General features: G+C 53.3%; 16 protein-coding genes. 9 read left to right on the plus strand and 7 right to left on the minus strand.

From position 1 onward, the window contains the following. Positions 1 to 40: 40 nt before the first annotated feature. Positions 41 to 448, minus strand: coding sequence for a DUF2750 domain-containing protein (locus IVG45_RS09480; protein ID WP_196437572.1), 408 nt, complete (start codon positions 446 to 448; stop codon positions 41 to 43). Positions 449 to 683: 235 nt separating this feature from the next. On the opposite strand from IVG45_RS09480, the gene IVG45_RS09485 reads away from it, so the two are divergent. The 3 genes from IVG45_RS09485 to IVG45_RS09495 are packed head-to-tail and all read left to right on the plus strand — an operon-like array spanning position 684 to position 3,758. Beyond that, positions 684 to 1,598 (plus strand): ABC transporter ATP-binding protein, encoded by a 915-nt coding sequence (locus IVG45_RS09485; RefSeq protein ID WP_196437573.1) that lies wholly within the window; start codon positions 684 to 686, stop codon positions 1,596 to 1,598. Next, positions 1,595 to 2,887, plus strand: coding sequence for a hypothetical protein (locus tag IVG45_RS09490; RefSeq protein WP_196437574.1), 1,293 nt, complete (start codon positions 1,595 to 1,597; stop codon positions 2,885 to 2,887). Before IVG45_RS09485 ends, IVG45_RS09490 begins: the two co-directional genes overlap by 4 nt. 22 nt (positions 2,888 to 2,909) lie before the next feature. Next, on the plus strand, positions 2,910 to 3,758 hold the full coding sequence (locus tag IVG45_RS09495) for an ion transporter (RefSeq protein WP_196437575.1): 849 nt from the start codon (positions 2,910 to 2,912) through the stop codon (positions 3,756 to 3,758). 111 nt (positions 3,759 to 3,869) lie between these two features. Here IVG45_RS09495 and IVG45_RS09500 read toward each other — a convergent pair whose 3' ends face one another. Continuing rightward, a complete protein-coding gene (locus IVG45_RS09500; protein ID WP_196437576.1) occupies positions 3,870 to 4,070 on the minus strand; it encodes a KTSC domain-containing protein in 201 nt (66 codons plus the stop codon). 398 nt (positions 4,071 to 4,468) lie between these two features. Here IVG45_RS09500 and IVG45_RS09505 point away from each other — a divergent pair, with 398 nt between their 5' ends. From IVG45_RS09505 to IVG45_RS09520, 4 genes are all read left to right on the plus strand, one after another. Next, positions 4,469 to 5,158, plus strand: a complete 690-nt coding sequence (locus IVG45_RS09505; RefSeq protein WP_196437577.1) for an EF-hand domain-containing protein — start codon at positions 4,469 to 4,471, stop codon at positions 5,156 to 5,158. 196 nt (positions 5,159 to 5,354) lie between these two features. Further along, positions 5,355 to 5,693, plus strand: coding sequence for a DUF6494 family protein (locus IVG45_RS22645; RefSeq protein WP_230874822.1), 339 nt, complete (start codon positions 5,355 to 5,357; stop codon positions 5,691 to 5,693). 52 nt (positions 5,694 to 5,745) lie between these two features. Beyond that, positions 5,746 to 6,477, plus strand: coding sequence for an MBL fold metallo-hydrolase (locus IVG45_RS09515; RefSeq protein ID WP_230874823.1), 732 nt, complete (start codon positions 5,746 to 5,748; stop codon positions 6,475 to 6,477). A gap of 9 nt (positions 6,478 to 6,486) precedes the next feature. Further along, positions 6,487 to 6,888 carry a thiol-disulfide oxidoreductase DCC family protein gene (locus IVG45_RS09520; protein ID WP_196437578.1) on the plus strand — a complete coding sequence of 134 codons (402 nt, stop codon included), beginning with the start codon at positions 6,487 to 6,489 and terminating at the stop codon, positions 6,886 to 6,888. A gap of 81 nt (positions 6,889 to 6,969) precedes the next feature. Here the strand turns inward: IVG45_RS09520 and IVG45_RS09525 are convergent, their stop codons facing one another. Then, on the minus strand, positions 6,970 to 7,413 hold the full coding sequence (locus IVG45_RS09525; protein ID WP_196437579.1) for a Spy/CpxP family protein refolding chaperone: 444 nt from the start codon (positions 7,411 to 7,413) through the stop codon (positions 6,970 to 6,972). A gap of 191 nt (positions 7,414 to 7,604) precedes the next feature. On the opposite strand from IVG45_RS09525, the gene IVG45_RS09530 reads away from it, so the two are divergent. Together IVG45_RS09530 and IVG45_RS09535 are read left to right on the plus strand one after the other, a co-directional pair. After that, positions 7,605 to 8,294 (plus strand): response regulator transcription factor, encoded by a 690-nt coding sequence (locus IVG45_RS09530; protein WP_196437580.1) that lies wholly within the window; start codon positions 7,605 to 7,607, stop codon positions 8,292 to 8,294. Positions 8,295 to 8,296: 2 nt separating this feature from the next. Further along, positions 8,297 to 9,691, plus strand: a complete 1,395-nt coding sequence (locus IVG45_RS09535; protein ID WP_196437581.1) for an ATP-binding protein — start codon at positions 8,297 to 8,299, stop codon at positions 9,689 to 9,691. On the opposite strand, the gene queA is transcribed toward IVG45_RS09535, so the two are convergent. The 4 genes from queA to IVG45_RS09555 form a co-directional block, all read right to left on the minus strand. Next, the gene (gene queA / locus IVG45_RS09540; protein ID WP_196437582.1) at positions 9,688 to 10,707 is read right to left on the minus strand and encodes a tRNA preQ1(34) S-adenosylmethionine ribosyltransferase-isomerase QueA; all 1,020 of its coding nucleotides are present in this window, start codon (positions 10,705 to 10,707) and stop codon (positions 9,688 to 9,690) included. The genes IVG45_RS09535 and queA overlap by 4 nt on opposite strands. 275 nt (positions 10,708 to 10,982) lie before the next feature. Further along, a complete protein-coding gene (locus IVG45_RS09545; RefSeq protein WP_196437583.1) occupies positions 10,983 to 11,324 on the minus strand; it encodes a zinc ribbon domain-containing protein YjdM in 342 nt (113 codons plus the stop codon). A gap of 68 nt (positions 11,325 to 11,392) precedes the next feature. Then, positions 11,393 to 12,169 (minus strand): helix-turn-helix domain-containing protein, encoded by a 777-nt coding sequence (locus IVG45_RS09550; protein WP_196437584.1) that lies wholly within the window; start codon positions 12,167 to 12,169, stop codon positions 11,393 to 11,395. A gap of 160 nt (positions 12,170 to 12,329) precedes the next feature. Next, positions 12,330 to 12,593: an RNA recognition motif domain-containing protein gene (locus tag IVG45_RS09555; protein ID WP_196437585.1), complete on the minus strand. Its 264-nt coding sequence runs from the start codon at positions 12,591 to 12,593 to the stop codon at positions 12,330 to 12,332. Between the last annotated feature and the right edge of the window lie 3 nt (positions 12,594 to 12,596).

Below are 12,596 nucleotides of genomic sequence, written 5' to 3' on the forward strand. Positions count from 1 at the left end.
CAGTCTTCCAAGCTAACCACGCCGTCATCTAATCCGGGAATTAATCCTCCAGCACATATTCGGCCGAATGCATCGTTCCTTCCAGAATGGTCAGCAAGCGTTGCGGACTGATCAGACACCCCGCCTCCGATTGTCGCGGCATGATCTCTATCGTCACACCCTGCATCGCCTTTTTATTCAAAGTTTGATAGATAAAATACTCGATTGAGTCGGCGCTGGGCTTCAGATTTTGCCATTCGGCGACCGCCGCCTCGTCGGCAAAGCGCTTGAACGGCCAGACCGGCAAGCTTTCCCGGCCGTTAATCTCGCGCGTAATCCACTGAGGGCCGTCTTTCAAGCCCCAGACTTCATCCGTTTCCAGAATGCGATACAGGAAATATTCCAGCAACTCTTCATCCGTCATGGTAGGTACCGCGACATATTCGTCTTCGTAAGGTTCGTAGCGCATAGTAAAGTTTCCGGATTGATTGGAAAATCATTTTCTAGCAAAAAACACACCATGCCTTGTATTTCAGGCCTTCCCTCCCTCGGAACCCGACTATTGCCGAAAATCGCAATGACAACCTAGCCTTTCGAAGGCAAAGCCCCATGTCGCTTACCCGACAAATGTAAAGTCAGCCCGTGAAGCAAGACAAAAATGTAAGCTACAATGATCCAGCCGCCATTCAACCCATCCCTTGCTCATGATCGCTGTCGACAACTTGATTTTTGAATACCCCGGCCTGCGGGCTTTGGACGACGTTTCATTCCGAGTCGCGCCCGGCAGCATCACCGCGCTGGTCGGCCCCAACGGCGCCGGCAAAACCACGTTGCTGCGCTGCATGGCGGCCTTGGAACAGCCGGTCAGCGGCGCCATTAACATTGCCGGCATAGACGTCTTGGAGCATCCGCGCGAATGCCATCGCATCATCGGCTATTTATCGGATTTTTTCGGGCTGTATCAACGCTTGACGGTATACCAATGCCTACATTATGTGGCTCGGACCCAAGGTATAGACGACGGCGGTTGCGATGCGGCCATCATCGACGTCGGCCGCCGCCTGCATATCGATGACCGGCTGCAAATGCGCCCCGGCGAACTGTCGCGCGGCCTGCGCCAACGAGTGGCGATCGCCCAGGCCATCATCCACAAGCCCAAACTGATTCTGTTGGACGAACCGGCTTCCGGCTTGGACCCGGAAGCACGGCATGAACTGGCGGAGTTGTTTCTGGATTTGCAACGCCAGGGCATGACGCTGCTGGTATCCTCGCACATTCTGGCCGAACTGGAAGCCTATTGCACCGACATGTTGGTGCTGCGGCAGGGCCGCATCGTGGAGCAGGTAGCGATTAAAAGCAGCACTCAACACAAACCGTTCAAACTATTGTTGGCCCATCCGGTGGCTAATCTGGCCGGCGTATTGCAACAACTTAGCCAAATCAGCCTAATAAAAACCGAACACGATAGCCTGGCACTGGTGCAAATCCCGGACGACGTCCAACAGCAGTACGAGACCTTGAAAGCCCTGCTGGCCCTGGGCTTACCGGTCTGTGAATTCGCGCCCGCCGCCAGCAATCTGCAAGACGCCTATCTGCAAACCATCAGGCAACCGTCATGAATCTGAATCCGGAATTTCAACGCCAGCTTTATCTGGAATGCTCGCAAGCCCGCTTGATCGGCGTGCCGACGGTGCTGGGGATTATTTTTACTTTTAGTTATTTCATTGACGGCTATCGTCTGGGCAGCGCCACCGCAAGCGCGTCGCTGACATTGTTCATGCTGATCACACTGTTATGGGGCGCTCGGCAAACGGCCGATAGCATCGTCGAGGAATACCGGGATAGAACCTGGGACACCCAACGCCTGTCGGCCCTGGGAGCATGGGAAATGGCCTGGGGCAAACTGTTCGGTAGCACGATCATGGTCTGGTACAGCGGCGCGATTTGCCTATTGGTTTATAGCCTGGCAACCGACAACCCGTCCGCCCTGCCCCAATTGCTGTTTTACAGTATTTGCGCCGCTTTGCTGGTACAAAGCGGCAGCCTGTTGCTGGGCTTGCTGGCGGTGCAGCGCGGACAAAGCAAAAGCGGCTCGATTTTTATCATAGCCGTGATCGGTTTTTTGTCGATTGCGCCCTGGTTAACGGAAGTATCGAGCTTATCGGCTTACGCATTGCCGCTATCGACGACAGTCTGGTACGACACGGTTTTTAACAGCAACCAGTTCCATCAAATTAGCCTGCTGTTGGCGCTGTTTTGGTGCGGCGTCGGTAATTTCCGTTTGATGACGCTGGAACTGGGCATGCGCACCGTACCGTGGGTATGGCTGGGTTTCAGCCTGTTCTTGATGGTGTATCTGGGCGGACTGATTCCCAGCTCGTCCTATTCGTTTTCGCTGGCTGCCTTCATGGTTTGTAGCGGTCTGACCTATCTCGGCGTGGTGGTCGAGCGCAACGACGCCATGCGCATCAAACGCTTGATCACCTACTTTTCACAGCGCAACTGGCGCAGGGGTAGCGAAGAAATGCCGATCTGGTGGCTGACGTTTGTATTGACCATACCCGCGGCTTTTGCTTTAAGCTTTTCCGAACATCCGCTGCGCGAATTCAGTCTTCGCTTTCATTTCTATCCCGTTGCCATCCTATTGATTCTGTTACGCGATTGCGCGATTTATATTTATTTTTGTTACGGCAAAAATCCGCAACGCGCATTCAGCCTGACCTTATTGACCGGTGTTCTGCTGTACGGCATCATTCCCGGCATTTTTAATGCCGTCGGACAAAACGGGCTGGCCGCGTTGTTTTTTCCGCTGTGGGCGGAATCGGCCGGCGGCGCCCTGATATGCGCGGCATTACAGGCCGGGTTGATCCTGAATTTAGTGTATCAACGCTGGAAAATCAGCACCTGAGAACGTGTCTGCCGGTTAACACATGCAAAGAAAATCCGTTACCGATCAAAGTCATCGAATGTCTCCCTGGCGGGAAAAGCTGAATGAAGTGATATTCGGCTCGGAAACCAAGGCCGGACGCAATTTCGACCTGGCGCTGATCGCCCTGATTTTCCTAAGCGCATTAGTGGTCATGCTGGATAGTGTCGAGGATTTTCATAACCGCCACGCACAATGGCTGAATATCCTGGAGTGGTCGTTTACGCTGTTGTTCAGCCTGGAATATTTGCTGCGCCTGGTCTCCGTGCGCCAGCCCTGGTTATATGTCCGCGGCTTTTACGGCATCGTCGATTTATTGGCTATCCTGCCCAGTTACATCGGTCTGCTGTTTCCTGGCGCGCAATACACCATGGTCGTGCGCATCTTGCGTCTTTTACGCATATTCCGCATCCTGAAGCTGTCGGTTTATTTGAACGAAGCCAACCTATTGATGACGGCGCTGGCCAATTCGCGCCGGAAAATCATGGTGTTTCTGTTCACCGTGCTGATGCTGGTCGTCATTTGCGGCGCCTTGATGTACGTCATCGAAGGCAAGGAAGCCGGCTTTACCTCGATACCGCGCAGCATGTACTGGGCCATCGTGACCTTGACCACGGTCGGTTACGGCGATATTGCCCCGATCACGCCATTGGGACAAATTGCCGCGTCCCTGATCATGATCATGGGTTACGGCATCATTGCGGTGCCGACCGGCATCTATGGGGCCGAGTTGATTAAAACCGTCAAACAACCGGTCATCAGAAACGATGCCTGTCCGGACTGCGGATCGATAGGCCACGATGCCGATGCGGACTTTTGTAAATATTGCGGCCATCCTCTCGAGGATGGCTAACAGTAGTTGTGGATTGACCGACTCCCGCCAAGGCGGGAGCGGCGTTGTTTGACTTCCGCTGGCTCTGTTATGCCGAGGCCTTAGCGCCCCGCACGATAGCGGTTTTCTGATTCAGCAGGGGTAAGCATCCTGAATATGACGCTTATAAAAGCGGTTTTTGGAGCGAGCATTGATAAATGCCTGAAATGTCTGCTCCGGTACGTGGCAAAACTCCCTGGCGGGATCATGCCTGAACGAAACCCGCATTTTATGGGTTTTTTCATCATAGCCGACTACATCAATAGTGCTGGATTTAATCGATTGCATTTTCATGGCGACCTACCTCGCTCCATCTCTGAACACAGCGCTTAGTCGAAGCCGGTTACGGATAGTTCAATCCGCAAGGACATTAGCTTGGCGCTCACCGCCGCCGAACAAACATTTTAATTTAGCGAGGCAAATTATTGCCGCCACCGGCAAGCCCGAACGCTAAGTTTGCCGAATGTTGGCGCGCCTATCCCCACAGCGGCTATTCATGGGGATTTTGTTTACATCCCCTAAAACTCCTTAACCTGTTTTTACCCAACTTTACCCTTCCAAGCCTGTATTTACAGGCCTTCGGGCCGTTATATTGCTCACGCATCAATGTGGCCCGCAACTCGGCCACCCGTTACGGCGGCTTGACCGATAGTCAGTGCCGCGCATCAAATACCCAATATGAGGAAACCACCATGAGCATCAATAGCATAGGGAGTAGTAACTCCGCAGCCATGCATGGCATGCAGTCCATGCAACGGCCCGACCCGGCAAAAATGGCCGACGACCTGTTTTCGAAACTGGATAGCAAAAACCAAGGCTATCTGGAGAAAGCCGACCTGGAAACCGCGCTGAACAAAATCGGCAACTCCGGCGGTGGCGCCAGTTCGGCCGACGAGATGTTTGCCAAGTTGGATAGCGACGGCGATGGCAAAGTCACCAAACAGGACATGTCGGCCACATTCGAGCAAATCGCCTCCGAACTGGATGGTCCATTTCCGCGGATGAGGCTGAACGGCCAAGGAGATATGCCGCCTCCACCACCTCAAGACGGCGAAAAAGCGGATGAGGGTTTTACCCAGGAACAATTGACCGCCATGGCTGAAGATAATGACTCGACCTCTAGCAAAAAAACCGATCTATTCAGTCAATTGGCAAACAACTTCGATGCGGCCGATAGCAATGGTGATGGTAAAGTCACCCACGATGAAGCCATGGCATTCGAACAAGCCAACTCGTCGAACTCCGGCAGCCAAGACGGCGATACTTCCAATAGCCGGTCGGCTAATGCCAGCGACATGCAATTTATGAAAAAGATGATGGAGCTGATGCATGCCTACGGCGGCAGCACCAACCAAACCACGAGTTTTTCGACTTCGGCATAATCAGGGATTATTGCGGTTCAGCAATTTAGCACCTCGTTTGTATTGATTGTTTGGAACAAAGTAATCAAACTAAGTCTAACGGCTTTATCTATACCTTTCTCGCTTCAAATTTCGGCACCTCAGCCCCCTCGCCCTGTGAGAGAGGGTTGGGGTGAGAGGGGATCAATAAACCGAAATTTGAAATGTGATGACTATAATGATCAAAGTACCGGGAGCCGGCCAGGAATATTCTGGTGACCGGCACCATGATCGCTCCCTCCCCTGTCTCTTCTGGCCAGGGGAACAATCCGTCGCCTCGCGACTTTCACGGCAACCCGAGGACATCGATATGAACGAAGACACTTTCAATATGGAAATCAGGAAATATCTGAAAACAGTGGGCATCACCTCGCAACGCGAAATCGAACATGCTGTTTTCAAAGCGATTGAAGTTGGCCAATTAACCGGTTCGGAAACCCTCAATATCAAAATGACGCTCGAAGTTCCGGGAATCGGCATTTGCCACTGTATAGACGGAAAAATAGCTCTCGAATAAACCTTAGGTTCCGTTAACGAGGGTTTTCCCGATTAACAATGGAGAGCGCATCATGACTAGCCAAAACTTCTCCGAGAACATGCTGCAATGGGTTTGTCTGCAATGCGGCTATAACATGATCGGCGAAATGCCGGATGTTTGCCCGTTTTGCGGCGCCAGCCACGATAGATTCATGGCTTGGGACGCAGCCGAAAAAACCTATTGCGTCACATCCCACGCGGTAAACGATACGGTCAGCCAATTGCTTTCGGTGCCGAAACTGGGACTGGAGCATGCGGCGTATCGGGTCGAAACCGAGACGGGTGCAGTCTGGATCGATTCGCCGTCGGCTTTCAACCGCGATTTGGCGCCGGTAGCGGCCATTTTCTTCACCCATCACCATTTTCTGGGCGCATCCAATCAATATCGGCGCCTTTGGGATGCGGAAGTCTGGTTACACGAACTGGATGCCAAGCATCGGTTGGTGGCGGCGTTCGATATAGACCGGCGCTTTAGCGACGACTTCACCGCCCATGGTCTGGAGGCTTACCATGTCGACGGCCACACGCCGGGTTTTACCTTTTACATTTACCAAGATGTACTGTTCATCTGCGACTATGTATTTCTGGCCGAAGCCGGCATGCATTTCAATCCCTACGGGCCGGAGCAGACAACCCGACAACAGGCGCGGCGGATTTATCAGATCGTTAGCACTAAATCCTTGAAAACGGTCTGCGGCTACAACTACATCGCCTCTTTTGCCGACTGGCTGCCTCAATTCGAACGGCTAGTGCATGGCCATTGAGGCCCCATCATGCCGTCAAGCGCCGGAACACATCAACAGGGCCATACCGAGCAGGATAAGCTGATAGTGTATTACGACGGCGCCTGCCCTAAATGCATACGCGACCGCGAGACTTACCAAAAACTGGCGGGTTCTTCGGCCGAACAGGTTTGCTGGTTCGACATCACCGGCCAGGAAAACCGATTGCGGGAACAGGGTATCGACCCGCAAAAGGCTTTGTCCGAATTACACGTCCGCGAAGCCAATGGCCGGATTGTTTCGGAACTGGATGCCTACATCCTGTTGATGAACAACGTACCAGTGCTAAAACCGCTGGCTTGGCTGATCGGTCTGCCGCTGATTCGGCCGTTGCTGGCCCATCTCTATCATTGGCTGGTCAACCGCCGTTTACGAAAAAGAGGGTTGGTTTGATCAAATCGGACCACTTCATTTGAAAATAAAGCGGCAAAACAGCCCCCAGGCGAGAGCCGTGCTTGTGCGTGAAGTGTGTGATTAGTGGCCTATTTTATCCATCCCGGCTTTTAGCTTATCCCGTTGTTCGGCGTTTAACAGCTTGAAAATAGCGTTATCCAGCCGATTTTTTTGCAAGGCGATGTCTTTATGGATTTCAAGCGATTGTTCGATCAGGGTCTTGGCTTTGTCTTCGCTATAGTCGTCGGAAAAGCTTAACCGATGCAATTGCTCTTTGATAGCCCGCTCCTTATCAAACTTGTCGCTTATCGCGCCCTGTTGGGCCTTGAACAGATTTTTGATTTCCCGTTGTTGGTCCTCGCTCAAACCGATGTTATACAAAAGCGGCGGCAACTGATCGCCGTCGCCCACCAAATGATGCATGGGCGGCTTTCCGAATTCGCCGTGTGGCGGCTGGTCATGCATGGGCGGATTAGCCATTGCCAAGCCGGGCAACAGGGTGAATATCAAGATTAATTTACGCATCGGGAATCCTCGCTAGGTAATGGTTACGGATAATCGACGTTGGGTATATCCAGCGTCGGAATCAGTATCACCGTTGAGAAGGTAAAGCGCCGTTAGCACGATGTAAATTTAGGTAAAACCCGCCACTGGCGTCTGGTCAGCGCTCCCGGCCAAGGTTAAGATGGCGGCTAATTAACAGCGGGGTAAACGCAGTGACCAGCATTTTGATCATTGATGACGACGTCGAACTGGCCGGCTTATTCAAGGACTATCTGGAACGGGAAGGATTTAGCGTAACCACCGCCCACGATGGCTTGACCGGCCTGAATTTGGCGTTATCGGATCAGTATGCGCTGGCAGTGCTCGACATTATGTTGCCGGATATCAAAGGCACGGAAATTTTGGCGCGCATCCGCCAGCAAAGCCAGATGCCGATAATGATGTTTACCGCCAAGGGCGACGATGTCGACCGCATTATCGGCCTGGAAGCCGGCGCCGATGATTATGTCCCCAAACCCTGCACGCCGCGCGAATTGGTGGCGCGGATCAGAGCCATATTACGGCGCATCGAAACGGTCAACGATAAAGACTTACAGGATGGACCGATTTGCGCCGGACCGTTGCAAATCTGGAGCGGCAAGCGCAGGGCATCCTGGTTCGACCGGGAGCTGGAGCTAACCAGCACCGAATTCGAATTACTGGAAACCTTGGCGATCAACGTCGGCCATGTCGTCAGCAAGAACGAATTGTCGGAAAAAGGTTTGGGCAGGCCGTTGGCGCGTTTTGACCGCAGCATTGATGTACATATGAGCAGCATTCGGCAAAAGTTGGGCCACCAAAGCGATGGCCGCTCATACATTCAGACCGTGCGCGGCAAGGGCTATCAATTGGTTAGTGATTAATCGTGGGCCGCCTGTTCTGGAAATTCTTTTTCGCATTCTGGCTTGCCTTGCTGACCGCCGGTATCGGCGTCGGCACGGCTATTCACACACTCGATGACCAGCAACGCGTGGAAACTCGGATTGACCGCCATGCCGGCATGTTCGTCACCGCTGCCGCGAATGTTTTGCAATATGGCGGCTTGGCGGCCTTGCGCGACTTTATCGGCGCCACGCACGACAAGCCGTTGCCGCCGGTCTACGCCGTCGACGATGAAGACCGGGACATTCTGCAACGCACGCTAGAGCCGGAAGTATTAAGCCACGCCCGCGCCTTGTATCTGCAACAAGCCGATACCGACGCGGTGCGCCTGATTTCGGCGACGGACGGCCATCGCTATCTATTATTCGTGGCGGCGCCGGAACATGGATTCGGCGGACTTGCGCCGCCGGCACTGGATGACGGCCGGGATGGTCCGCCGCCCCATCAACAACGGCACGGCCCGCCGAAACCGCCGTCGCCGTTACTGCCCATCGTAGCCGGATTATTGGCCAGCCTGTTATTCAGCGCCCTATTGGCTTGGTATTTCGCCAAGCCTATCCGCGGTTTACGCAACGCCTTTGCCGCCGTTTCCCAAGGCAATCTGTCAACGCGAGTCGCGCAAGCCATGGGTAAACGCCATGACGAACTGGCCGACCTCGGACGCGATTTCGACCATATGGCGGCGCAACTCGACAGCCTGATCAGTGCCCAACAACGCCTGCTGCATGACGTGTCGCACGAACTGCGCTCGCCGCTGGCCAGAATGCAGGCGGCTATCGGTATCGCGCAACAACAGCCGGATAAAATAGCGGAGACTTTGTGGCGCATCGAACGCGAGTCCCAGCGCATCAGCGATCTGGTCGGTGAATTGTTGGTGCTTTCGCGGCTGGAAGCCGGCGTCGATAAAAGCGAAACCGCCGACATAGACCTAAGCGGTTTATTGCTGGACATCGTCGAGGATGCCCGGTTCGAAGCCGAACAACGCCAAATTAAAATCCATTACCGGGGCTTGGAGGACGTCATGGTCAAGGGACGCGGCGAACTCCTGCATCGCGCCGTCGAAAACGTGCTGCGCAATGCGGTGCAGCATTGTCATCATGGCGGCGAAGTCAAGGTTGCGGCGATGTTCGACGCCACCGGCCGGCAACTACAAATGAGTGTGGACGACCAAGGGCCCGGCGTGAACGAAGCGGATTTGACCGCGATTTTTCAGCCGTTTTTTCGTAGCGGCCAGCCAAACAGGCCCAACAGTGTCGGCTTGGGCCTGACCATCGCCCATCGGGCGCTAGCGGCGCTCGGTGGAACGATCCAGGCATCCAATCGGCCCGAAGGCGGCCTGCGGATCAAGATCATGGTTCCATTCCCAGCGACAACCTAAAAAATCGCCATCGCATCGCCATAGCTGAAAAAACGGTAGCGCAGCTCTATCGCGTGCGCATAGGCATTCATCACCGTATCGTAGCCGGCAAAGGCCGAAATCAGCATCAGCAGGGTGGACTCCGGTAGATGAAAATTGGTCAACATCGCATCGACCGTGTTGAAGCGGTAACCCGGCGTGATGAACAGTTGAGTATCGCCGCATCCGGCCCGCAACTGGCCGGAAACCGATGCCGACTCCAATGCCCGCACCGCCGTGGTGCCGATTGCCACCACTCGCCCGCCTCGGGCTTTGGTTTCCCTGACCGCATCGACGCAATTTTCCGATACCTGGAAAAACTCCTTGTGCATCACATGCTGATTCAAATCCTCGACCCGCACCGGCTGAAAGGTACCGCTGCCGACATGCAAGGTTACAAAACAGGTTTGGATGCCTTTGCGCTCCAAGGCCTGCATGATAGGCTGATCGAAATGCAGGCCGGCGGTGGGCGCGGCGACCGCGCCGGCCTGTTTGGCAAACACGGTTTGATAACGATCCAAATCGTCACGATCGTCCGGCCTGTCGATATAAGGCGGTAACGGCATGTGGCCGACCCGAGCCAACAAGTCCAGCAGGGTCAGTTCGGTTTCGAACCGTAAGCGGAACAAATCATGCTCCCGGCCCAAAACCCGGCATTGCACGCCATTTTCCAGTTGCAACATGGCATCGGCCTTGGGCGATTTACTGGCCCTGACATGCGCCAAAGCCTGGCGTTCATCTTCGATGCGCTCGATCAAAATTTCGATCTTGCCCCCGGTCGATTTACTGGCAAACAAACGGGCCGGGATGACTTTGGTATCGTTAAACACCAACAAATCCTTTGGATCCAGCATGTCGATAAAGTCGCTGAACTTGCCGTCATGCAACACGCCGGTTTGCCGGTTTAATTGCAACAGCCGGCTGGCGCTTCGTTGCGCCAAAGGTTTTTGCGCAATCAATTCGGCCGGCAGATGATAGTTGAAGTCGCTTTTTTTCATAAAAAATTGGAATGATACCAGCCATAATCGAACGATTTTCGATCCCTGACATACCCAAGCCCACGCTAACACTCATTGGCTCTGACGTTCTCAAAGGATGTAGGGTCGAATTCATTCGACACATCCGCAAACCAATGATCGAATGAATTCGACCCTACCAGCCTAGCGGCTTGCCGAAAACAATCTAAATCAACGGGCTGGGTATGCCTTTGCAGATTCTATGACAAGAACGAAACAGCCAAATTAATCCGCTATCAGTTCCTTTCACAAATTAATCAAACTTTTTTGACAAACTCCGATTTCAGCTTCATTGCGCCAATACCGTCGATTTTGCAATCGATGTCATGGTCGCCATCGACTAAACGGATATTTTTGACTTTGGTGCCGACTTTGACCACCAAGGACGAGCCTTTCACTTTCAGGTCCTTGATTACGGTAATGGTATCGCCGTCTTGCAGCAGATTACCGTTGGCATCCTTGATCACGCGCTCATCGTCCGAGCCGGCGGCTTGCGCATCCGCGCTCCATTCGTGGGTACATTCCGGACACATGTACAGGCTTCCATCAAGATAAGTATATTCGGAGCCGCATTTCGGGCATTTAGGCAGATTACTCATGACTGTTTTCTATGTAGTGAGTTGAGTTAAAGGAAGTTAAAAGAATTTGGTCGTCGACACCGGCGGTTCTATCGATATTGCTCTTCGAGCACGGCCAGGCGAACTCGACTTGAGATGGGGCGACGCATTTGTATCACAGGCCCCAGGATTTGCAGCAACCGCAGCTCGGAACCGGCAAGGCTGGGAAAATCGGGATGGATGGAAACCAGTTCATAATCGACATCGGTGCCCGATTGCGACAAGACCCGGTACCTGAACAAATTTAGCCGTTCCGCGCCGGGCTTGAACACCACGACCGGATCGCTGGGCTGAATCGGTGCGTCGGGATCGATCAACAATTGATCGCCGGGGCGAAATTCCGGTTGAAAGGCTTCATCGCTTAAACCTAATTTCAAGGCAAACAAGCGGGAGCCGGATTCGGCAAAAGGCAAGGAATAGTCCATGGTCACCCATTTGCCGCTGGGAGACTGCACAGTCTGGCTCTGCAAAAATGCCTGGACCAATTCGCAATCACGGGTTGCAAACAGCGGTACACAGCCGGCATTTGCCATCGACAACGGCCGAGAAACCGGAAGAGGCGTACCAAACAACAGCGTATCGAAATCAACCCCCAGTTCCCTGGCGATATGAGGCAAAAACGTACTTTTTCTGATTTTGCCCGATTCCAGGCTTTGAATGGTTTGTTGGGCGGCGCCAACTCGTAGCGCCAACTCATCCTGACTTAACCCCAAACGCTCTCGGTAATGTCTAACCCGTGCCCCCATAGTCAACAATCGTTCCTCGGATATTTCCGGGTTCGGACCTTTGATCGGTGTCTCAGACAAAATGTTGGCTGTTTTTTTCATACCTGCGGGTTAATGAATCAGTATTCACTATTTTAACAGTAAATTGGCCACGACAACGCCATCGTCGGAAAAAGCCCCGGTTCGATACCTTCTCAACCGATAAGGCAATACGCCCGAGCTCCTGCCCTATCCGTTGGATTCTACCTTCAACAACCCAAGTTTAACGACGTCCGCGTTTACCCTTTAAACCTTTATCCAATTCCACATAAATGGTCTTGCCTTCGAAGTCGCGCCCATTCAAACCGGCAATAGCCGCGCGCGCCTCGTGTCCTTCCATATCAATCGTCGCAAAGCCGCGCAGTTGTCCGGTAAAAAAATCCTGATTGACCTTCATCCCAAAAACTTTACCGTAAGCGGCAAATAGGTTGTATAAACCCGACTCGGTGGCGGTATTTGGCAAACCTCGAACTACAAGCGTCAACATGGT

Source organism: Methylomonas sp. LL1 (genome assembly GCF_015711015.1).
Taxonomy (GTDB): domain Bacteria; phylum Pseudomonadota; class Gammaproteobacteria; order Methylococcales; family Methylomonadaceae; genus Methylomonas.